The organism is Neorhizobium sp. T25_27 (genome assembly GCF_002968565.1).
GTDB lineage: Bacteria > Pseudomonadota > Alphaproteobacteria > Rhizobiales > Rhizobiaceae > Neorhizobium > Neorhizobium tomejilense.
In genome coordinates, this window is the sequence record NZ_PVBJ01000007.1 from 247,885 (window position 1) to 270,380 (window position 22,496).

General features: G+C 61.5%; 19 protein-coding genes and 1 pseudogene. 9 read left to right on the forward strand and 11 right to left on the reverse strand.

All coding sequences use genetic code 11. The features are described from left to right. Positions 1-24: 24 nt before the first annotated feature. Positions 25-480 (forward strand): Rrf2 family transcriptional regulator, encoded by a 456-nt coding sequence (locus C5J24_RS20435; RefSeq protein WP_105420592.1) that lies wholly within the window; start codon positions 25-27, stop codon positions 478-480. Positions 481-542: 62 nt separating this feature from the next. Here C5J24_RS20435 and C5J24_RS32430 read toward each other — a convergent pair. From C5J24_RS32430 to C5J24_RS20480, 9 genes and pseudogenes are all read right to left on the reverse strand, one after another. Next, positions 543-986, reverse strand: a pseudogene (locus C5J24_RS32430) (integrase core domain-containing protein); the annotation flags it as partial. Between the two features lie 755 nt (positions 987-1,741). Continuing rightward, positions 1,742-3,331: an ABC transporter substrate-binding protein gene (locus tag C5J24_RS20445; protein WP_105420463.1), complete on the reverse strand. Its 1,590-nt coding sequence runs from the start codon at positions 3,329-3,331 to the stop codon at positions 1,742-1,744. Positions 3,332-3,435: 104 nt separating this feature from the next. Beyond that, positions 3,436-4,788: an NtaA/DmoA family FMN-dependent monooxygenase gene (locus C5J24_RS20450; protein WP_105420465.1), complete on the reverse strand. Its 1,353-nt coding sequence runs from the start codon at positions 4,786-4,788 to the stop codon at positions 3,436-3,438. Between the two features lie 27 nt (positions 4,789-4,815). After that, positions 4,816-5,466 carry an NAD(P)-dependent oxidoreductase gene (locus tag C5J24_RS20455; protein WP_105420467.1) on the reverse strand — a complete coding sequence of 217 codons (651 nt, stop codon included), beginning with the start codon at positions 5,464-5,466 and terminating at the stop codon, positions 4,816-4,818. An 18-nt stretch (positions 5,467-5,484) separates the two neighbouring features. After that, on the reverse strand, positions 5,485-6,738 hold the full coding sequence (locus C5J24_RS20460) for an NAD(P)/FAD-dependent oxidoreductase (protein ID WP_105420469.1): 1,254 nt from the start codon (positions 6,736-6,738) through the stop codon (positions 5,485-5,487). 4 nt (positions 6,739-6,742) lie between these two features. Continuing rightward, entirely contained in the window at positions 6,743-7,606 is an 864-nt protein-coding gene (locus C5J24_RS20465; RefSeq protein ID WP_105420471.1) for an NmrA family NAD(P)-binding protein, read from the reverse strand. Then, a complete protein-coding gene (locus C5J24_RS20470; protein ID WP_105420473.1) occupies positions 7,603-8,637 on the reverse strand; it encodes an ABC transporter substrate-binding protein in 1,035 nt (344 codons plus the stop codon). Before C5J24_RS20470 ends, C5J24_RS20465 begins: the two co-directional genes overlap by 4 nt. Positions 8,638-8,645: 8 nt before the next feature. Beyond that, positions 8,646-9,878, reverse strand: a complete 1,233-nt coding sequence (locus C5J24_RS20475; RefSeq protein WP_105420476.1) for an acyl-CoA dehydrogenase family protein — start codon at positions 9,876-9,878, stop codon at positions 8,646-8,648. 12 nt (positions 9,879-9,890) lie between these two features. Continuing rightward, a complete protein-coding gene (locus C5J24_RS20480; RefSeq protein WP_105420477.1) occupies positions 9,891-10,931 on the reverse strand; it encodes an ABC transporter substrate-binding protein in 1,041 nt (346 codons plus the stop codon). A 310-nt stretch (positions 10,932-11,241) separates the two neighbouring features. Between C5J24_RS20480 and C5J24_RS20485 the strand changes: the two genes are divergently transcribed. Genes C5J24_RS20485 through C5J24_RS20505 form a run of 5 tightly spaced genes read left to right on the forward strand, consistent with a single transcriptional unit; the run spans position 11,242 to position 16,235 of the window. Then, entirely contained in the window at positions 11,242-12,228 is a 987-nt protein-coding gene (locus C5J24_RS20485; protein WP_046665741.1) for an ABC transporter permease, read from the forward strand. Further along, entirely contained in the window at positions 12,228-13,232 is a 1,005-nt protein-coding gene (locus tag C5J24_RS20490; protein ID WP_105420479.1) for an ABC transporter permease, read from the forward strand. Before C5J24_RS20485 ends, C5J24_RS20490 begins: the two co-directional genes overlap by 1 nt. Before the next feature lie 3 nt (positions 13,233-13,235). Then, positions 13,236-14,234, forward strand: coding sequence for an ABC transporter ATP-binding protein (locus C5J24_RS20495; protein ID WP_105420481.1), 999 nt, complete (start codon positions 13,236-13,238; stop codon positions 14,232-14,234). Next, positions 14,212-15,156 (forward strand): ABC transporter ATP-binding protein, encoded by a 945-nt coding sequence (locus tag C5J24_RS20500; RefSeq protein ID WP_105420483.1) that lies wholly within the window; start codon positions 14,212-14,214, stop codon positions 15,154-15,156. Before C5J24_RS20495 ends, C5J24_RS20500 begins: the two co-directional genes overlap by 23 nt. Before the next feature lie 17 nt (positions 15,157-15,173). After that, on the forward strand, positions 15,174-16,235 hold the full coding sequence (locus C5J24_RS20505; RefSeq protein ID WP_105420485.1) for an aldo/keto reductase: 1,062 nt from the start codon (positions 15,174-15,176) through the stop codon (positions 16,233-16,235). A gap of 84 nt (positions 16,236-16,319) precedes the next feature. On the opposite strand, the gene C5J24_RS20510 is transcribed toward C5J24_RS20505, so the two are convergent. Both C5J24_RS20510 and C5J24_RS20515 read right to left on the reverse strand, forming a co-directional pair. Then, the gene (locus tag C5J24_RS20510; RefSeq protein ID WP_105420487.1) at positions 16,320-17,273 is read right to left on the reverse strand and encodes an amidohydrolase family protein; all 954 of its coding nucleotides are present in this window, start codon (positions 17,271-17,273) and stop codon (positions 16,320-16,322) included. After that, a complete protein-coding gene (locus C5J24_RS20515; protein ID WP_105420489.1) occupies positions 17,270-18,370 on the reverse strand; it encodes an LLM class flavin-dependent oxidoreductase in 1,101 nt (366 codons plus the stop codon). Before C5J24_RS20515 ends, C5J24_RS20510 begins: the two co-directional genes overlap by 4 nt. Before the next feature lie 463 nt (positions 18,371-18,833). Here C5J24_RS20515 and C5J24_RS20520 point away from each other — a divergent pair, with 463 nt between their 5' ends. The 3 genes from C5J24_RS20520 (at position 18,834) to C5J24_RS20530 (ending at position 22,396) form a co-directional block, all read left to right on the forward strand. Then, a complete protein-coding gene (locus C5J24_RS20520) occupies positions 18,834-20,450 on the forward strand; it encodes an ABC transporter substrate-binding protein (RefSeq protein ID WP_105420491.1) in 1,617 nt (538 codons plus the stop codon). Positions 20,451-20,516: 66 nt separating this feature from the next. Next, positions 20,517-21,740, forward strand: coding sequence for an acyl-CoA dehydrogenase family protein (locus C5J24_RS20525; RefSeq protein WP_105420493.1), 1,224 nt, complete (start codon positions 20,517-20,519; stop codon positions 21,738-21,740). Positions 21,741-21,781: 41 nt separating this feature from the next. Next, positions 21,782-22,396, forward strand: coding sequence for an alpha/beta hydrolase (locus C5J24_RS20530; protein WP_245437449.1), 615 nt, complete (start codon positions 21,782-21,784; stop codon positions 22,394-22,396). The last annotated feature ends 100 nt before the right edge of the window (positions 22,397-22,496 follow it).

The window sequence follows — 22,496 nt, forward strand, 5'->3', positions numbered from 1 at the left end:
AGACAGGCGGAATATCGATCCTCGATGCTTACGAAAAAGGGAAAATACGGGCTCAAGGCGCTTGTCCACCTTGCACAGCTTGAACCCGGCAAGACCGCCTTCGTCAGCGACATCGCCCAGCAGAACAACATTTCCAAGAAATTCCTCGATGCGATCCTGCTGGAACTGCGCAAGGGCGGTATGCTGCGCTCCAAAAAAGGACCCGGCGGTGGTTATGCGCTGTCCAAGCCTGCGTCGCAGATCTATGTCGGCCAGGCGGTCCGAATCCTCGACGGTCCGCTCGCGCCCATCCGCTGCGCCAGCAAGACGGCGTTCGAGCCTTGCGACGATTGCGACCATCCGGAAGATTGCCAGATCCGCCATTCGATGACGGAAGTGCGCGACGCGATCGCCTCGGTACTCGACAACATGACGCTGGAGCAGATGGTCGCCAAGCGCTCGAGCGGCCTTCTCGACGACGCCCAGACAAGCAGCAAATAGCCAGACAAGCAGCAAATAAATGGCGTCCCGCGGCCGCAAGCTGATGCACTCGGCCGCCGGCACTAGGTATTTAGTCCCGGCATTTGATGGATCGGATCGATGATGAATCTTTCCGGTTCTATTGTCCATCGTTTGGAGATGAACTCGTAGGGTGTGAGCCCCTTCAAGGTCTTGAGACGGCGTTTGAAGTTGTAGGCTGCGATGAAGCTTTGGAGATGGGTTCGCAGCTGATCATGGTCGTCATAAAGGAAGCGCTTGACGGTCGCGTCCTTTGTGGTGTGGTTCATGCGCTCGACCTGGCCGTTGGTCCATGGATGCTTCGGCTTTGTCAGCCGGTGTTCGATATCGTGGGCTTGGCAGGCTCGATCGAACGGATGCCCGCGCCAGATAGCTGTCGGCCCTGAGCGGTTTTTCGGCAGATCGGCAAACTGGATGCCGTTGTCAGTCAGAACAATCTTGATCTTGTAGGGAACGGCGGCCACCAGAGCACCGAGGAATGCACGTGCCGTCGCTGTGTTGGCCTTGTTTACGAGCTCAGCGAAGGCAGACGCAAGCGAGGCGTTGGCAGACACGAACGCAGGGTCGATATCGGAGATCACATTCAATTTTTGCGCGTCGAATAGTTCCGAGCTCAAGAGCGTCTGCCGGAACGGATCGTCAATCGTATATTTGTCTGGACCGGCCAGATACACCTCGAAATTTAAGGCAATGAACAGGACCTTGAGATCCTCGCCCTCCAGATGCTCGACATTCTCGACCGAAAATTCGATCTTGTCCTCCTCAATCAACACCTTGATCTGCTTGGGCTGACGTCTGGGAAACCTGGAATCGCCTGGGCAGCTTCCGGATGTAGGATCTGTAAATGTCGAGCGGAAAGCCCTCGTTGCCGATCAGGAATGTCCGCAGTGGCAACGCGAAATCCGCCGCAGGGACCGACTGATGGGAGAGGACGCTGTTGGCTTCACCGCTCTGCAGATACGTGGTCAGCAGATCCGGGCTGTATGGCTGGACCCCTGAGCGTCTGGTAGTTTTTCTTGTCGAGGACGCATAAGGCATCAGCGCCAATTGCGGGCTTCGTCTGCGAACCTATGTTCGATGACTATGTGATTGCAGTCTGTGCGCCGGGCTTCGCTGGCGGGCACCGGCCCATCGGTGCGCCTGACCAATTCGAGATCCTTGCTTGACCCTTCAGGAGGAAGATTATTTGCGCACCGTCTTCGATTGCCGGGTATTGCCCCGGCAATCGACATTCGTCGCCATGTCAGGCCTTGAGCCAGGCCCGCGAGATATTGCCTCCGAGACCTTCTGCACCCTGGGCGTAGTCCCTGACTTTGACGCTGCCCACGATCGGCTGGATTGGTGAAACCAGGTTGATGACGGGCAGATCGCGCGCAATGATGACCTGGAAATCCTTGAAATACTTCGCCCGCTTCTCGATATCCGGTTCCGCTGCAGCAGCTTCCAGCAGCCGATCGACCTCCGGATTTTCGTAATGGCTGGCGTTGGAGAAGGGCAGGCCGATCTTGAAGTTCTTGCTCCAGTAGACGCGTTGCACCCCGGCGGTCGGGTCGAATGTGTTTGAGAGAGATTCAACCGAGAGATCCCAGGCGCGGTCGGTATAGACGATTTTCACATAGGTCCCGAAATCGAACTTCTGAATGTCAGGCTCGATGCCGATCTTGGTGAGAGCCTGTGCGATGAAGTCAGAATAGGTTTGCGGGTTGAAAGGGTTAGTCGTGACCCGGAGCTTGAATCTCTTGCCGTCCGTCTTGCGCGGGTAACCGGCTTCGTCGAGAAGCTTTTCCGCCAGTGCGGTGTCGAATTTGGCAAATGGGATATCGGGGTTGTGGAACTTGGCCAATCCCGGGCTGATGGGTGTCGGTGACGGAACCGCGTAACCATAGAGCACGACGTTGATAAGCGCCTTGATGTCGATAGCGTGAGCGATGGCTTGCCGGACTTTCAGCTCCTTCAGATACGGGTTTTCCAGATTGATGACGAGCTGGTTCTGCTGGCCGGCATAGGCATAGATACGGTCATCGATCCGAAGCGCTGGAATGGTCTTCAGACGTTCAAGATCGGCAAGCGGCACAGGATTGGGACCGATGTCGACTTCGCCGGTCTCGAGCGCTGCCGATCGCGCCCCCGCATCGTTGACGAGGCGGATGATGACACGGTCGAGATAGGGACGAGGCGCATCCCAGTAGGCGGGATTCTTTTCCAGCAGGATATGGCTGCCCGGCAGCCATTCCTTCAGCACGAAGGGACCGCTGCCGATGATCTGGTCCGGCCTTGGATTGTCGATCGGTTTGAAGCTCTCGAAAATGTGCTTCGGCACGACGGGCGATTCCGAACCTGCAAGCGCCGTGATCAGCCCCGGTGATGGCTTGGCGAGCCTAATCTTGGCGGTGAGAGGATCAAATGCATCGACATCGACAACCTGCGAGAAGATGGCGCGGCCGCGCGGATGCGCTTCCTTCAGCCGAAGGATCGAAAAGGTGACATCGGCCGACGTGAGCGGCTTTCCGTCATGGAACTTGATACCATCGCGCAGCCGGAAGACATACTCCAGCCCATCGGGCGAAATGGTCCATTCCTTCGCCAGTGAAGGCTTGGGCGTAAGGTCGTAATCGTAGGTCAGGAGGCCGTCGAAAATCTTCGCGCCGATGAACTGCGGGCCGCCAGCGCTGGTATTGATCGCAACGAGCTGCGTCGGCTCTGGAAAATAGACGATCTTTAATGTGCCGCCGGAAATTGGCTCCTCGGCTGCGGCGAACGAGCCTCCCGGCAATGCGACCATTGCACCGGCGGCAAGGGCGATTTTGTGAAAGCCGCGTCTGGAAAACGTCATGGGATGATCCTGTGAAAAGCGAAAGGTGGATATCAGTGGAGATGCGGAGAGTCGTGGCGTTCGGCCTGGAGTTTCCGAATGCGCCGGGTCTCCTCGAGATCCATTCAGCGCAGCCGTGAAATGGCTGCGCTCCTGCTGATGCCGGCGTCTGTTTCGGGAAAGGGTAGGCCGTACCGCTCGCGGACAGTCTTTTCCTCGTACCGGGTACGATAGACGCCGCGATCCTGCAGGATTGGAACGACCTTTTCGACGAATTCCTCGATATCGTCCGGCGCGCGAGGCGGCTGCAGCGTATAGCCGTCGACGGTTCCATCCGCCCAGAGGTCGATGATCCCGTCGGCCACTTCCTCGGGCGTGCCGAGCAGGAGGCGGTGGTGCCCTTCCGACCGCCGCACGGCCTCTCTCGCTGTCAGCCTCTCGTGGGTGAGCAGATCGGAAAGCCCAAGGCCCATTCCAACCGCCTGCAGGCGGTTTGGATCGGGGATGAACCTTTCAGCATCCAGGATAGCATCCGGATCGAAACCGTCGGGATCAATGCCGTTTTCCTTGGCGAAGCGGGCGATCAGGCCGTCTTCCGTGCCGGCGCCGCTGAAGAGTTCGTGCTTGCGAAGCGCTTCCTCGCGTGTTTCGCCAAGAATGACGACGAGGCCGGGGACGATGCGGATGCCGGCGGGATCGCGGCCGAACGCAACTGCCCGGTCCCTGACTTTTTTGCCGAAGGCCCGCCCGGCAGGACGAGACAGGATGTTGCAATAGATGATCTCGCCATGACGCGCGGCCAGGTCGATACCGCCCTCGGACGCGCCCGCCTGTGCGATGACCGGATGACCCTGGGGGCCACGGGGGACGTTGAGCGGCCCCTTGACCGTGAAATAGGCGCCGTGGTGATCGATCGCGTGCGCGCTCGTTGCATCCCAGAACAGGTCTTCCGGGACATCACCCTCGCGGGCAGGGTCCCAGCTCGCCCAGAGCTTCTTGGCGACGTCGAGGAATTCGGATGCCTTGGCATAACGTTGGTTGCGCGGCGGCAGCGGTTCTGAGCCGAAATTGGCCGCGACGTTCGGATTGAACGAGGAGACGATGTTGATGATCAGCCGGCCCCCAGAAATGATGTCGGTCGATTGGGTACGCCGTGCGAGATTGTAGGGCGAATTGTAGGTCGAGGACATGGTGGCCACGAAGCCGATATCCGGCACCTGGGCTGCCAGAGCGGTGCAGAGGATCAGCGGATCGATCGTGTGGAAGGGGCGGCCGTTCGGATCGGTCATCAGCGCCGGGTGGTCGGAGAAGAACACCGCGTCGAACAGGCCCTTGTGGGCAAGCTCGGTCAGGCGCCGGTAATATTCGGGATCGGTGATATCGTGCCGGGTGCCGCGTCGGTATTTCCAGGCATTGCCGAGATAACCGGTCGTGTTGATGCCGACATTGAGGTTGAGCTTGCGCTGTGTGTTTGTCATCCGTGTGGAATCCTAAATACGTGGGCGTCAGTAGGCGGCAGTGAAGCGCCGGCGGACGAACTGGCCCTTGTCGAGTTCGTCAAGAATGGCAATGGCGAAGTCGGCCGCCGAAATGCGGCTTTCGCCGGCTTCGTCGCGCATCAGACGGTCTTCGCCGAGCCGGAATTTGCCGGTGCGTTCGCCGGCCTTGATGGAGAGCGGCGGAGAGACATAGGTCCAGTCGAGATCATGATCGCCGCGCTTGAGACTGCGCAGGATTTCGCGGTTGCGCAGCGTATGAGCCTTGTGTTCGGCCGGGTAGAAATCGCTGTCGACCACTTCGATGCCGGGGCTTGCCTCGAGGCTGCCGACACCGCCAACGATGATGAGGCGGCGCACGCCCGCTCGTTTCACGCCTGCGAATAGGGCGTCATGCGCCTCGCGAATGAGTTCGGCTGCATCTTCCGCTGGGTAGCGGCGCAGGCCGGGACTGTAGGCGCTGATCACCGCGTCGTGGCCTGCGACGATCTTCGCGACATCGTCGGCATCGGCGATATCCGCCTTGAGGGTAGTCAAGCGCTCAGCGGGTTCGAGGTCCGTCGAGCGGGTGACGGCGGTGACGCGGTGGCCGCGGGATTGCGCTTCTTGGCGGATATTGCTGCCGATATTTCCGGAGGCGCCGAAGACGGCAATGGACATGAGATTATTTCCTTGAAGCTATTGGGGAGCGGCCACGGCGGAAAGCGGCCGGCCGGCACCGACATTGCGTAACATTGCCGAAAGAGAGGAGCGCACGGCCTCGTAGCCGTGATCGCGCATGGCGTTTTCATAGTCGCGGACAGCGGCCGTCTGCGACTTGCCGTGGTGGCGGGCGGCGGTGAGTTGGGGCACGAGAAGACCCGTATCGTAAAGTGCCGTATTGCCACCAAGCGCGCGAAAATAGGTCATGGCGTGGATGGAGTCGCCAAGCAGGGTAACAGGGCCAGTGCGCCAGACTGCACCGGGCGTCGAACTCTTCACCTTGAGGAAGCCAACAGTCGAGGGGTCGGTATGCCGGATGAGCTTCAGGATTCGCTCATCCCAATGCTTGATCCGCGCGATGAGCGCATCAAGTAGTTCGGCACCATTGAGGTTTTCCAGTGCTTCGTCCGGCCCGAGCTCATTCGCGTCGTAAGCCGTGTTCCACCAGGCGTAGCTGGTCGTGTTGTTGAAGTGGAAGCCGGAAATGTTGCTATGGCTCGGGTCCTCGCCGCCGATCAGGCCGTGACGGGCATAAGCAGCCGGATCGACGCGGTGGCTGGTGATCATCAGCGTGCGGCCGTCGCGCGGGCGGATATGGGTGTTGAAGTCGGTCAGAAATGGCGAAACGCCGTGGCGTTCGGCATCCTGGAGCGTTATTTTTCCGGCGAGACGGCGCACGCCGGTGTCGATGCTGGTGAGATCCGGCAGGAGCTGGCGGCGCACCGCCGATCCCGCACCATCGGCTCCGACCAGCAGGTTGGCGCGCACCGCGGAACCATCAACGAAATGAGCGATCACCGTGCCATCCGGCTGAAGCTCGTAATGGCAGAAATGTTTGCCGGTTTGAAATATATGGTCGAGGCCCGAAAGCAGGATCTGCCGGAGTGTAATGCGACTAACCGACTTTTCGATATGGGTGTCTTCCGGCTCGCCACCGCTGCGCCCAGCGTCGTCCAGCCGGTTGAACTGCTCGTCGAGGGCGAGGTTTTCGGTTGGTGCCAGGCCAAGCGTATCGAGAAAGATCTCGTAGAGGTGCGCAGGCAGGTTGGCTTGAAGTGCATCGATGCCGCGCTGGCGGATGCGCATGCGAAAACCCTGCACATAATCGGCGCGGACCGGATCGCGTTCGAATACGGCGGTGTCGATGCCGTTTTTCTTGAGGCCCTGGGCGAGCGCCAGGCCGCCCGGGCCGCCGCCGATAATGGCGATGTCGACGAAGGGAATGCTCATGATCTCATCCGGCCAGTGCCGCCTCGATGGCCAATTGTTCAGAAATGAAGGACTCAACGCTGCGCGGTGGGCGGCCGAGCAGCGAGGCAACGACGTCGGTCGTCAAAGCCGCCCGACCGGCCGCAATAAGGCGTCCGAACTCCGCGACGGCACGATGTTCGAAATCGCCATCAGGCGTCAGAGCAGACGGAGGTCTCTCGACCAAGGCGACCGGCCGCTTGAGGATGGTGGAAAGCAGAACCGCGATTTGTCGCGGCGTGACGATTCCTGGCCCTGTCAGGTTCAGCGGAGTGCTGGAGACCGTTTCAGCCAGCAGCTGATGGACGGCGACATCGGCTATGTCACGGGCATCGATGTACCCGACGCCGGCATCAGGATTGGCTGCAGAGATGGGGTTGCCGACGAGAACCTGCCGAATCGTGTTGGCAAGCGACACCTGCATCCACGCATTTGGACGAAGGGAAATCGATTCAATCGAAAGGCGACGGAGGTGCTGCTCGATGGAGGCGTGGGCGTCACCGGAAATCGAGACGCCGGGCGGATCGATCGTCCAATCCGAACCCGAAATCTTGACGATGCGTCGCACGCCTGCGGTCTCGGCGGCGTTGGCTACGGCGATCTGGTCCGCCGCCAACCGCTCACTGATCGGCGACAGGAGGAGAAGCCGCCCGACGCCCCTGATGGCGGCATCGAGCGAGTAACGGTCGGCAAATTCGCCGACAGCGATCTGGACGGTAGTGCCGAACAGCTTGCGTGCCGTTTCCGGCCGGCGGGTGAGGATCCGGACCGGCCGGTTCCGCGCGACGAGCTGTTCGACGAGAAGCTGGCCCAGCCTCCCGGTCGCGCCGGTAACGAGGATCCGGCTCATGCGGCTGCCCGCCGGTTTGCGGCTTCCAGTGGCCTGCTGTCGATCCAGGCGGGCAGATCGAAATCGGCGGGGATGAAACCCCATTCGAGGAGGAAATTCTTGAAGTGATCGAAAGCGGCGATCTGGTCTGCGTCCAGCGAGAGCGTCAAATGCTTGTGTACGTCGGGGCCATTTGCTGCCCGGATCGCATCTTCGCCGACGCCGATCTCATTGGCGATCAGGCGCACGGCGTCGCCCGGATTGGCTTCAGCCCACGCCGCCACTCTGTCGACGGTTTGGACCAGGTCGGTAACGAGGTCGAAATGCTCGTCGAGGAAGCGGGCATCGACGGTCAGGGGCCGCGGCGTGCCATTGTTGATGCGGATTTTTGCGTCGGGATGGAAGCCGAATTCCGAGACGATGACCGCGCCGACCTGGTTGGCGAGCACGATTCCTTCCGCCCCCTTGACGAAAAAGGCGTCGATGTGGCCGCGGGCAAGGGCCAGGAGTTCGTCGCCATAAGGGTAGCGCCGCTTGAGACCGAGAAAGGCGGCATTGCCCCGCTCGATCAGGGTGGCCTCGGTACTGTCGAGATAGACGAGTTCGACATCGGTATGGACCAGGCCTTCCAGCGACAGGGCAGAGACAATCCCCTTCAGCGCCGTGGCGCGCTGGAAGTCGACGATCTTCTCGTCCGGCTTGCGCGGCACGCCGAGGCGACGGCCCTTCAAATCGGCGCTGGTCTTTATGCCGGAGGAGCGTAGCGCGATAATCGCCTGGAACTCGTCAGTGGTGGTGATGCCAACGACTCGCGTCCCGCGTCCGCCGGAGCGGGCCCAGATCGGCGGGATATTGCCTCCCTGCCGGAAAGAGTAGTCGAGCGCATGGGTGAAATGGCTCTGGCGAACGACGGGGTCCTTGCTGTCGCGGATCGAGCGGACCAAGACGCCGGAGGATTCGAACTGCCGATCGATCCAGCCGAGCTGGTGGGCGATCGAAAGCGGCGTCGGGGCGGGGCAGCGCGTGTACCAAATGGAGGAGGGAGACGACATGATGGCTCCTAACCGCGGCCGACGACGGCGAGGCGGGGTTGCGGGTGAGGGCGCACGGGCACCGGTTCGAGCACGGTCGCGGGTGCAGCGGCATGCCGGCCGAGCGCGGCCCTGGCGAGCATGGTGCGGATCAGGTTGTTCTGGGGCGCATGGGCGTTGCCGGACAGCGCATCCCGGTGATGCCGCTCCAGCGGGTTGTCGCGGCTGATGCCGGGATTGCCGCCGAGTTCCAGTGCCAGCGTGGTGACGGCGATGGCGTTTTCCATGACGGTATGCTTGACCGCCGCCGCATCCGGACCGAACGGTTGTCCTGCATCGAAATCTTCGGCGATCGAGCGGAGCAGGCGGCGGTTGGTCGTCAGCCAGACCTCGATGTGGCCGAGGCCGTCTTGAATTCGGGGGACTGTCGAGAGAGGAGCGCCAAGGCTTGCCGGCGCCCTTGATGTGGTGAATTCAATCAGCCAGTCGCGGGCACCTCGGGCGGCCCCGTCATAGATCGCCGGGACGAGGCTGAAATACCAGGCGCCCAGGCGTTCGTCGCGTTTGATGCCCTCACTGGCTGGTGCAATGTCGAGCACGTCCTCGAGCGGGATCGCGACATCATCGAGGATCAGGTCGTCGCTGTTGGTGGCGCGCATGCCCGTGGCGTTCCAGGTCTTTTCCACTCGAATGCCATCGGCGCTGGTGGGCACCAGAAATGAACCGAGGCGCGGCTCCGGCTCGTCGGTGATGGCGAGCACGGAGACCCAGCGCAGAAGTGGAATACCGGTCGCATAGGTCTTGTGGCCGCTGATCCGCCATTCGTTGCCGACCCTGCGGGCCACCGTTTCCGGCGGTGTGCCGTGCGAAGGCGAGCCGACGCGTGGCTCCACCTGCGCGGCGTTGATGAGCGCCACGCCTTCGCGATTGGCCTTCGTGACGCGTTCGACCAGATGTTTCGGCCACTTGCCCGAAGCGCGGATCGAATAGTGCTGGTTATAATGCATGGACAGCACCAGCGCGGTGGAAGGTTCGCCGCGGGCGATGGCGGAAACGACCGCCAGCGCTTCGGTCAGACCGCCGCCGAGGCCGCCATGTTCGACCGCCGTCACGAGGCCAAGAAGGCCGGTTTCGTAGAGTGCATCGAAATTGGCGAAAGGAAATTCGCCTGTCTCGTCATAATGACGGGCAGTCAACGCGAAGCGTTTTCCCAGTTCCTCAGCTTTGGCAATCAGCGACGCGAAATCGATCGAAGCGGTCATCATGTTCTCCGATCAGGCGACGGCACGGGTTTCGAGCAGTGCCCAGGGACGATGATCGACCCAGGCGTCGATATCGAAGTCGGAGGCGAGGAAGCCCCATTCGTGCAGAAAATCCTTGTAGTGGCCGATTGCTTCCACCAAGTCAGGCTCGAGCCCGATGCCGAGATGCTCGTGGAGGTGCGGTCCGTTGGCGGAGGCCACGACCTCTTCCGATGCGCCCACCTCGCGGGCGACGAAGCGGCGCACGTCGTCCGGATGGCTTTCCGCCCAGGCGCTGGCCCGCTTCAAGGTTCCGATGAGCTTTGCCACGAGATCCGGCCGATCGTCGGCGAACCGCTCATCGACGGTGAGGATGCGTGGCGAGCCGGAATTGATGCGGATCTTCGGATCGGGGTGGAAACCGAATTCGGCGACCGTGTGGGTTGCGAAGAGGTTGGCGACACTGATGCCCGACGTGCCTTTCACGTAGATCGCGTCCACCTCGCCGCGCAGCACCGCGGCGATTTCCGGCCCGTAGGCCTGCTGGTTGCGCAGACCGTAGAGCTGCGGGCCTTCGCGATTGTCGAGTACCGAATCGGGAAGCGCGATGTCGACGATCTCGACGTCCTTTTGGGTGAGGCCTTCCAGCGAAAGTGCGGAGACCAGGCCCTTCAGCGCGGTGGCGGCCATGAAATCGACGACGCCAGGTGGGCGGCGGGCGATGCCGAAGCGACGGCCGACGAGATCCTTCGTCGTTCTGATTCCTGTGCCGGGTAGGGTAATGATCGCCTGGAATTCATCTGTCCAGGTAATGCCGACGAGGCGCGTCGGATTGCCCTCCGAGCGGGCTCGGATCGGCGGGACATTGCCGCCGTGGCGGAAGGAATAGTCAAGGTGATGATCGAAATGGCTGGACCGGATGTTCCGGTCCTTGTTGTCGATGATCGAGTTGAGGGTGATACCCTCCCTGGCGAAGGTTTCATCCAGCAGGCCAAGCTGGGTCGCGAGACCCACTGGAGTGGGCACAGGGCAGCGCGTGTACCAGATTTGAGAAATGGCGTTCCGAATGGTCATGGTATCCTCCTATGCCTCGTCCGCGTCTTCAGGCCCGCGGAAGCCTTTTTCTTCCAGTCGCAGCAAACGAGTGTGTTCTTGCCTCTGGTTTGCGAAACGTGGGAGATAATTGCGTAAACTGATTATGCGTGAGTATTTATCGGAACCTGATTTCCAGAAATGATTGGAATCAGGTTTTATTTTGCGCAAACAGATTTGACAAAGCCTATAGAATTAGTCAACTATCAAAATTACCGGATGCCGAAATCAGTGTTTCCGGAAGTCTTGTGCTGCTCCGTGCAGCTAACGTGAACCTGAGAGGCGGAGCACGATGCCGGCGCTGCTGAGAATTGGACGAACACTGCGACGCACGCTGCTGCAGGCGATCCCGACCGTCCTCGGGATCGTCATCCTGAATTTCTTTCTGCTGCAGCTGGCACCCGGTGACGCAGCCGACGTGATGGCCGGCGAGGCGGGCTCCGCGACGGCGGAAAGCATGGCGGCACTGCGCTCGCGCTTCGGCCTCGACAATCCCGTCCTCGTACAGCTCGGGCATTATCTCAACAATCTTGCGCATTTCAGCCTTGGATTTTCACCACGCTACGGCATGCCGGTCGCGGACCTGATCGCCCAGCGCCTGCCGGGCACGCTGACATTGATGGCTTTCGCGCTGACCATTGCCATCCTGCTCGGCGTCATCCTCGGTTCGCTGATGGCATCTTTCGCCGGCCGTATTCCGGATCGCTTGCTGTCGATCTTTTCGCTGCTTTTCTATTCCATCCCGAGCTTCTGGATCGGCCTGATGCTGATCGTCTTCTTCTCCGTGAAGCTCGGCTGGTTGCCGAGCGGCGGCGCCGGGACGATCGGGTCGCGACTAACCGGCCTGCCGGCAATCCTTGACAAGGCGCGCTACATGGTGCTGCCGGCGACGTCGCTCGCGCTGTTCTACGTGGCGATCTATGCCCGGCTGACGCGCGCCTCGATGTTGGAGGTCAAGAACCAGGATTTCGTCCGTACCGCCTATGCCAAGGGGCTGACGCCTTTCGGCGTCACCGCCCGCCATATCCTGCGCAATGCGCTGATCCCGATCACCACCATGGCCGGCATGCATATCGGCGGCATGCTGGGTGGCGCGGTGGTGGTCGAGACCGTCTATAGCTGGCCGGGCCTCGGCCGGCTCGCTTTCGAAGCGGTCATGGGCCGCGACTTCACAGTGCTGCTCGGCATCCTGCTTCTCTCTTCGCTTCTCGTCATCATCGCCAATGCCGCCGTGGATATCATCCACGCCTGGCTCGACCCTCGTATTGGAGCCCGCTGATGTCCACGACCGATGTCGGAAACTTCCGCAGCCTTGCGGCCGAACGCCAATCCGCTGCGGAGCGCGAGGCGCTTGCGGCGAGTGCCGCAACCGAGGGGCCGGCGTGGTCCAATATGAAGGCTCCGGACGCCCGCTCGCAACAGAGCGCAGCGGTTGCGGTGACCAACGGACGGCGGGCGCTGAAGGTTTTTCTGTCGAACCCGAACGCCTTGTTCGGCACGGGTTTCCTTGTCTTCGTCATCCTCGTCGCCCTTACCGCGCCGATCCTCTATCCGGACGATCCCCTGTCCATGGTGGGCCGCCCGTTTCTCTGGCCGGGGCAGAGCCCCGCCTATCCGCTCGGCACGGATTCGCTCGGCCGCGACGTGCTTGCCGGTATCCTGCATGGTTCGCGCATCTCACTGTTCGTCGGGCTCATGGCAACGGCGCTGGGGCTGACGTTCGGCGTCCTGGTTGGCTCGACTGCAGGTTATTTCGGCGGCTGGATCGACGATCTACTGGTTCGGCTTATCGAAATCTTCCAGACGCTGCCGAGCTTCGTGCTGCTGGTCGTGCTGGTGGCGATCGCCCAGCCCTCGGCCACGACGGTGACGCTTGCCATCGCCGTCATTTCCTGGCCGACGGTGGCGCGGCTCACCCGCGCCGAATTCCGCGCCATTCGCGAGAAGGATTTTGTCGTGGCGGCCCGCAGCCTCGGTTACGGCCACGCCCGCATCATCTTCCGGGAAATCCTGCCCAACGCGCTGCCACCGATCATCGTTACTTCGTCGGTCATGGTGGCGACGGCAATTCTCATGGAATCGGCGCTTTCCTTCATGGGGCTCGGCGATCCGAACGTGGTGAGCTGGGGTTCCATGATCGGTACCGGTCGCGAGCTCGTCCGCACCGCCTGGTATCTGACCGCGCTGCCAGGGCTGGCGATCGTCTTTACGGTACTGGCCCTCAACCTCATCGGCGACGGCCTGAACGACGCCCTCAATCCCCGTTTCTCGCAGGATCGTTGAGCCATGGCCCCGCTGCTTCAAGTCGACAACCTGACCATCCGATTTCCCCGTGCCGAGCCCGTCCGCGATCTCTCGTTCGAAATTTCCCAAGGCGAGACGCTGGCGATTGTCGGCGAATCCGGCTCTGGCAAGTCGCTGACCGCGCTTGCACTGATGCAGCTCCTGCCGCGCGCCGCACGGATTGCCAATGGCAGCATTTCATTTGGTGGGCGCGATCTCACCAAGCTCGGTGCGCGCGAGATGCGGCATCTGCGCGGCCGCGAGATCGCCATGATCTTCCAGGAGCCGATGACCAGCCTCAACCCGGTCATGACCATTGGCCGCCAGATCGCTGAGGTGCTGCAGGTTCACGAAAAGCTCTCCAGCAGGGCGGCGCGCGAGCGGGCGATCGAGCTTCTGAGGCTGGTTCGTATTCCGGCGCCGGAAAAGCGCGTTGACGACTATCCGCATCAGCTCTCCGGCGGCATGCGCCAGCGTGTGATGATCGCGATCGCCGTTGCCTGCAAGCCGAAACTCCTGATCGCCGACGAGCCGACAACCGCGCTCGATGTGACCATCCAGGCGCAGGTGCTCGACCTGCTCGATACGCTGCGGCGCGAGCTTCAAATGGCCGTCGTGCTGATCACCCACGACCTTGGTGTCGTGGCGCAATGGGCCGACAAGGTCGTCGTCATGTATGCCGGCCGCAAGGTGGAACAGGCGCTGCCGGACGACCTCTTCAACGATCCGCTGCATCCCTATACGCGTGGCCTCCTCGCGGCCTCGCCGCGGCTGAAGCACGATTTCCATTATCGTGACGGGGCCCTCACCGAGATTCCCGGTTCGATCGTCTCGGCCGTCGGCGAGACCGGCTGTCCGTTCCGGCCGCGATGCAATCAGGCGCGCGCCAGCTGCAGCCATCACGTGCCTCAACTCACCGTTCCGGCCGAGGATCGGCTGGTCGCCTGTCCCTTCACGACATCCATCAAGGCCGTGCCCCATGCCGCTGCTCTCAGTCTCTGACCTCAAGACCCACTACAAGAGTCGGGACGGCCTGTTGCGGGCCGTCGATGGTATCGATCTCGTCGTCGAACGCGGCGAAACGGTCGGACTCGTCGGCGAGAGCGGCTGCGGCAAGTCTACGCTCGGCAAAACGGTGCTCAGACTGGTCGACCCGACGGCGGGCCGCATCGAATTCAAGGGCGAGGATATCACTGTGCTCGACCAGCGAAGCCTGCAAAGCGTTCGCAAGTCGATCCAGATGATTTTTCAGGACCCGTACGCCTCGCTCAATCCGCGCCAGACCATCGGCGAGATCCTGGAGGCGCCGCTGATCGTCCACAAGGTCGGTGATCGCACTGAGCGGCGGCAGATCATCGCCAATATCGTTGCCAAGGTCGGGTTGCCCTCGGAATCCATCAATCGCTATCCTCATGAATTTTCCGGCGGCCAACGTCAGCGCATCGGCATCGCCCGGGCGCTGCTCCTCAATCCCGAACTGATCGTCTGCGACGAACCCGTCTCGGCGCTCGACCTCTCCATCCAGGCGCAGATCCTCAACCTGCTCGTCGAGATGAAGAAGGAATTCGGCCTTTCCTATCTCTTCATCAGCCATGACCTTTCGGTGGTGCGCTATTTCGCCGACCGAGTGATGGTCATGTATCTCGGGCGGATCGTGGAGAGCGCCGATAATGCGACGCTCTGGTCCGATCCGCGACATCCCTATACGCGCGCGCTGATGGATGCGGTGCCCGACCCGGCAAGGCCGCGCCAGGCCGCCCCCCTCGGCGGTGACCTGCCGAGCCCCAGCGACATTCCTTCTGGCTGTCGGTTCCACACTCGCTGCCCGCTCGCGACGGATCTCTGCCGCGCAGACGAACCCGAATTCCGCGCTATTGCACCCGGCCACCAGGTCGCCTGCCATTTCGCGGATAGCATCAACTGAAATAAGGGAGTTTTTGAATGGTTGACTATCACTATCTGGGGCGCAGTGCCCTGAAGGTCTCGCCGCTGACGCTGGGAGCCATGATGTTCGGCAACCAGACGCCGGACGACGTCGCCTTCCGCATCATCGACAAGGCGCATGAACAGGGGATCAATTTCATCGATACCGCCGACGTCTACCACAACGGCAAATCGGAGCAGGTGGTCGGGCGCGGTATCAAGAAGAACCGCGACAGCTGGGTGGTGGCGACCAAGTTCGTCAACTCCCACAACAAGGGGCCGAACCTGGGCGGCTATTCCCGCAAGTGGGTCTACCAGACGGTCGAGAATTCGCTGCGCAATCTTAATACCGACTATATCGACATCCTCTACTTTCACCGTGCCGTTTTCGATGCGCCCCTGGACGAGCCGGTCCGGGCGATCGCCGACCTGATCAAAGCCGGCAAGCTGCGTTATTTCGGCGTGTCGAACTTCCGCGGCTGGCGTATCGCGGAAGTCGCGCATCTCGCCGACCAGCTTGGCATCGACCGGCCGATCGCCAGCCAGCCGCTCTACAACATCGTCAACCGGACGGCTGAAGCCGAGCAACTGCCGGCCGCTGCCGCCTACGGTCTCGGGGTCGTCTCGTACAGCCCGCTGGCGCGTGGTGTTCTCACCGGCAAATATAATGTCGGAGAAACCCCAGCCGCCGATACCCGCGCAGGCCGCGGGGACAAGCGCATGCACGACGTGGAGTTCCGCGAGGAATCGATCGGCATCGCCAAACAGATCGCCGCGCATGCGCAGGCCAAGGGTATTTCGCCTGCCGATTTCGCATTGGCCTGGGTGCTCAACAACAAGCTGATCACCTCGGCGATCGCCGGCCCACGCACCGAGGAGCAGTGGGATGCCTATATCCGCGCACTCGACGTGAAGCTCGATGCGGAGGATGAAGGGCTCGTCGACCGGCTGGTTGCGACCGGCCATTCGTCCACGCCGGGCTTCACTGACCCGGGTCATCCGGTCGAAGGTCGCGTACCCCGCTCGGCTGCCGCATCCGGCGAAGTCATTCCGCTCGCCCGTCCCCAGCGCGTTGCCTGATCAGGGACGGAGCCCGGCCGACGGATAAAACTCTTGAAGAGGAAGGCCCCGGATTTCGGTCCGGGGCCCCGCCGTCTGCCAAGTCTATTCGGCCGCTTGGGCTTGCGCCTCTCGAAACCCGAGCAGGCGTCTGGCATTGCCGCCGGCCACAAGGCGTGCTTCCGTCTCGCTCAGACCGGCCTCAGCGAGGCTGGCGGCGAGGGTCTTCCTGTCGAGTGCCGCCAGGATCGGCCAGTCGGTGCCCGCCAGCACTCTTTCTGCGCCAAAGAAACCGCTCAGCGTGCGGATGACAGCGGGGTCGTGCCCCATCGTGTCGAAATAAATGTTCGGCCGATTGCCCGCGGCTCTCTCCGCACGTCCATAGATGCCGCCGCGCGCCGCCTGAACGATCGCGCCAAGGCCAAGGGTCGCAAAGATGAGGTGAAGGTCCGGCAAGTCGTCGAGCAGCGGCGACTGGATGACCGACAGGAAGGCGATGCCGTTCATCAGCCCGCGGCCAAGGGAATTGCCGAGCGTGCCGGCGCCTGCGATCAGCACCTGCGAATTCGGATGGGCGACCGGGTGTACGAAGACGGGCACCTTGTAGCGTGCGGCAACTTCGAGGGTAGGCCTGACAGACGGATCGGCCAGGAATTTGCCGTCGCGCGAAGAATCGATCACGAGGCCCGACAGGCCGAGTTCGCCGATTGCGCGTTCGGCTTGGCGCGCACCTTCTTCACCGCTGAACGCGTCGGTGACGGCAAAGCCGACCAGCGACTGGTCGTAATGGGAGATGGTGGCAAGCCAGTTATTTGCCTCGCGAACCGCGGCAGGATCGACAGGTCCCTCGGCACCGAACAGGCTTTCGATCGTTGCGGTGACAATCGCGAGCGATACTCCGGCCGCCTGGAACTCATCCACCAGCGCCTGCGGCGTGGTGATCTTGCGATAAAGATCGGGAGTAAAGCCGCTGGCGGGTTTGGCATATTGGCCGCCAGGTCCCCAGGCCGGCGGCCAGAGATGCGTATGAATATCGACGATATCGAGCGGCGTGGTCATTCCGCGGCTACCTTTCTGGCTTCGCGTTCGGCAATCCCGGCTTTCACGAGCGGCACCACATCGCGCCCGTAAGTGACGGTGTCTTCTGTCGGATAGAAGCCGCGCACGAGAAAGTTCGAGACGCCGGCGTCGTAATAGTCGAGGATCGCGTCGGCCACCTGTTCGGGCGTCCCGACCAGTGCGGTGGAATTGCCGCCGGCGCCGCTTGCTTCTGCAACCTCGGTCCAAAGCCGCTTGTCGAGCACCTTGCCGCGTTTGGCCGCTTCGCGCAGACGCACCGACCCGACATTCGAGGGCAGCTTTTCGCCATTGCCGCCGGCCACGCGGGCGACTTGCGATTTCACCTTTTGCAGGATATCGGCGGCTTTTTCCCAGGCAGCGTCCTCCGTCTCGGCAACAACGGTCCGGAAGGCGAGCGTGAAGCGGATGTCGCTCGCCGCGCGGCCGTTGGCAACGGCTGCGGCACGCACCTTGGCGATCGTCTCACGCGCGCCGTCCAACGGTTCGCCCCAGAGAGCGTAGATATCGGCATGCTTGCCGGCGACCGCGATCGCGGCATCGGAGGAACCGCCGAAGGAGATCGGGATGCGCGGCTTCTGGTATGGCTTCACCTGGCTGAAGGCGCCCTTGAACTTATAGAAGCGGCCTTCGTGGTCGAAGGGCTGGTTGCTTTCCCAGACCTTCTTCAGCACGGTCAGATATTCATCGGTGCGGGCGTAACGGGTATCGTGGTCCTCGAAATCGCCGTCGCGGGCCTGGTCGGCATCCGATCCGCCGGTGATGATATGGACCCAAACGCGGCCTTCGGAAAACTGGTCGAGGGTGGCGAGTTGGCGGGCGCCGAGCGTCGGCGCCATCAGGCCGGGTCGATGGGCAAGGAGCGCGCCGATGCGTTCCGTCTGACTGAAGACGTAAGACGCGATCTGGTTGTTGTCCGGCCATTGCGCGAACTGGCCAATCAGAAGCCGATCGATGCCGGCGGCTTCCGCAGCCTGAACGTGGTTGCGGATATAGGTTTTGTCGATGATCGGGCCGGAGGCGGGGACGATGTCGGACCCTTCCCGGTTGGATGTATGGCCGATGAATTCGGGTTGCATCGATAAGCTCCTGAACGCGATCCAGTTTGGTGACCAAGCCGCGCCCGAAACGGGTTCGAGCGCCTCAGTTGGCTCACTTTAGTCTATTTCGTTGATAGACTTTGTCGATTGCGTTTTGTGGCTCTATCTTGGGAAGGATTTCCAATCGGCGGGCAATCCGTGGGATTTCCTTCGTCGCGCGAGCGTCAGGCTCTTCCGAGCCAAACGTTCGGCCTGCTTGACGGACGAGATTTGCGCTGAGGATAGATTTGCAACGAGGGACGGGATTTGGCGGACTCGCGCGAAAAATTCTCCAAAAGGCGGGAAAACCTCTGCCTTTTTTCATCCATCCTCCTCGCTTTAGAAATCGAGTATCTCGATAAAGTTAGTAGATTTTATATTCTCAAAGCAACCACGCTCGCTCGGGTGTTGGGCGAAATCCAGGTCGTTCGTCGCGATGAATGGCTGCTTTGGGGGATATTTCATGACGATCAAAAATGCTCATGCGCTGACGCCGACACGCCGCGCCTTCCTGCTTTCCACTGTGGCGCTCGCGGCCGCGTTCACCGTACCGCAAGTTTCCCAAGCTCAGGACGAGACACCACGCGGCGGCAGCGTTTCGATCAATATCGGCACCGAGCCTCCGGTTCTGGTGCTTATCGCCCATAGTGCCGGTGCCGCCTATTATATCAGCGGCAAGGCGACCGAGAGCCTCTTGACCTATGACCGCAATTTCAATCCGCAGCCGCTTCTGGCAACGGAATGGAAGGTGAGCGAGGATGGCCTGCGCTACTGGTTCAAGCTCAGGCAGGGTGTGCGCTGGCACGACGGCAGGGACTTCACCGCAGACGACGTGGCCTTCTCCATTCTGGCGCTGAAGGAAAACCATCCGCGTGGCCGGGCGACCTTCGCCTCTGTCCAGAAAGCCAACGTGCTCAACTCCCATGAAGTCGAGCTCCTTCTGTCCAAGCCGGCGCCTTATCTGCTGAGCGCCTTCGCAAGCTTCGAAGCGCCGATCGTGCCGAAACACCTCTACGAAGGCACAAAGGTTGCCGAAAACCCGCACAATGTTGCACCGATCGGCACCGGCCCTTACAAGTTCGTCGAGTGGGTGCGCGGCAGCCATGCACTCTTCGTCCGCAACGAAGATTACTGGGGCTCGCCGAAACCTTATCTCGACCAGATTATCTTCCGCTTCATCATCGATCCGGCCGCCGCGGTGGCGGCGATCGAAACCGGCGAAGTGCAAGTCTCGACCGCCAATCTGCCGCTGACGGATATCGAGCGCCTGAAGGCCAATCCGAACCTGGTCGTCGATACCACGCCGGCCGCCTATTCGCCGAGCATTGCCCGCGCCGAGTTCAACCTGGAAAACAAGTATCTCGCCGACATCAAGGTGCGTCACGCGATCGCCCATGCGGTCGACAAGGATTTCATCGTCAACACGGTCTATCTCGGCTATGCGACGCGGCTCGACGGGCCTGTGAGCCCGGACCTCGCAAAATTCTACAATCCCGATCTGCCGAAGTACGAGTTCAATCCGGCTAAGGCGAACCAGCTTCTGGATGAAGCCGGTTACAAGCGCGGGACCGACGGGTTCCGCTTCAAGCTCTTCATCGATCCGACCCAGCCATCTGGTCCTCCCAAGCAGACGGCTGAATATTTCGCCCAGGCGCTCGGCAAGGTCGGCATCAAGGTCGAGCTTCGCAGCCAGGACTTTGCGACCTTCGTGAAGCGGATCTTCACCGATCGCGATTTCGACATCGCCATCGAAGGCATGAGCAACCTTTACGATCCGACGGTTGGTGTCCAGCGGCTCTACTGGTCGAAGAATTTCAAGCCGGGGGTGCCCTTCACCAACGGCTCGAAATACTTCAATCCCGAGGTTGACCGCCTGCTTGAGACCGCCGCCGTCGAGGTCGATCCGAAGAAGCGGCTGCAACTCTTCCACGATTTCCAGAAACTCGTCGTGCAGGATCTTCCGACGCTCGATATCGTCACTCCTTCGGTGATCACGGTCTACGACAAGCGGGTGAAGAACCTCAAGATCGGTGTCGAAGACCTCTGGAGCAACGGTGCCGATATCTATTTCGAGGGGTGAGCGATCATCAAGGCGGCCGGACTTCGTACCGGCCGCTGTCGTTTTTGTATTGACGGAGACAGTCGCTTGAGCATCGCCAAACTGCAGACCAACCGAGGCCCGACGCGCGAGGAGCTCCTTGCCCGCATCCCTGATTTCACGGCCGAAATCGCCAAGGGCGCCGCGCAACGGGATCTCGATCGAGAATTGCCTTTCGAAGCTTTCCGGCTGTTTCGCGAACTGGGTCTCGGCACCTTGCGCATCCCGGTAGCACTTGGCGGACCGGGCGGTTCGGTGACCGACTATATCGAAATGATCGCGGCAATCGGTGCAGCGGATTCCAACGTGGCGCATGCTCTGCGATCGCATTTCAACTATGTCGAGAACGTCATCCTCAGTGAACCGCGGGAGTGGGACGCCGGTGCGGTCGAGCTGGTTCTCGCCGGTAAGCTGTTCGGCGGTGCCCATACGGAGCAGGGAACCGCCCGGCCCGGGCAGGTGACGACGACGATCGTGCGCCACGGCGAGACCTATCGCCTCAACGGCCGCAAATGGTATGCCACGGGCACAGCTTTCGCAGATTTTGCGTCTTTCAGCGCTTTGGATGAAGAGGGACAGACGGTCGGTATCCTCCTGCCGGTCGATCGCGAGGGCGTCAGGATCCTCGACGATTGGGATGGCATGGGCCAGCGCCTGACAGCGAGCGGCGGTGTTCTTCTGGAAAATGTCGAGGTATTTCCGCACGAGTTTGCAACGCGGGGCCTCGACAATCTCGTCGGCCGGCATTGTTCGACGCTGCGTCAATTGCATCTGGCAGCAAGTGCGGCTGGAGCGGTTCGCAACGTGCTGACGGACGGGCTTGCCTATGTGCGCCGGCAGGCGCGTTCGGCGGCGCACAGCATGGCGGAGACGGCAAACCAGGATCCGTTCGTACAGCAGGTGATCGGCGAGATAGCCGCCAACTCCTTCGCGATCGATACCGCCGTCGCGGCCGCCGCCATGGCTCTCGATCGGGCCGTGGCGGCCTTCGGCAAAGGCAACGAAGCAGGGATCGAGGAAGCTCTGGTCGCAAGCGCGCTGGCAACGGCACGCACGCAGCTCGTGCTCGGCCAGCTCGGCCCCCGCAGCGCCGAACGCATGTTCGAGCTCGGCGGTGGCTCGGCGACCTCCCGCAACAACAATTTCGACCGTCACTGGCGCAATATCCGCACCGTCCTCAACCACAATCCGCTGCTGCATAAGTCGAGGGTGGTCGGTGATTATCTGCTCAACGGAACGACGACGCATCTCAAGGAAGGAAGAGTGTTTTGACGTCTATTTCTGACCGATTTCGATAAGCCCTGGAGGTTTGCATGTTCCCGACCCTGATATTGCCAGGTCTCAACGGATCGCCGGAGGGACATTGGCAGCGTCATTGGGCAAGAGAGCGCTCCCATGCGTCGATTATCGAGCAGGAGGATTGGGACTGTCCGGTCATCGAGGACTGGCAGGCCGAACTGGACAGAGCGCTCTCGGAGGTGGAAGGCGCCTATCTGGTTGCGCACAGCCTCGGGTGCCTCCTGGCTGCGAGCTATGCCGAGCGCAGCATTGCCGGCAAGATCCGCGGGGCATTGCTCGTCGCGCCATGTTCGCTGCAGGTGACGCTGCGGCTTCACCCTTGCATGATCGGGTTCGGCGAACAGCAGTTGGCTCGCCTCCCGTTTCCGAGCCTTGTGGTTGGAAGCCTGAACGATCCCTATATGAGCGTTCCCGACCTGGAGCGGCACGTCCGCGCCTGGGGCAGCGAGTTGACGACGATCGGTTTTGCCGGGCATATCAATGTGGCAAGCGGCTTTGGGCGCTGGGATGAGGGCTACATCCTTTTTGATCGACTGGTTCGAAGCGCGCGAAATGCCAATCCGGTTCAGATGCTTCGCGTTTCTGCCAACACTGTTGGAGCAGGCACAGCCACAAGCCAAAGGGTATAGGCGAACGGTGAAACAGGTCATGAGATGATCGGCCTCCATTGGCCGCGGTCGTGGTGATCAGATCCCATGGCGCAGGTGTGACATCATCGGAAAGCCCCGT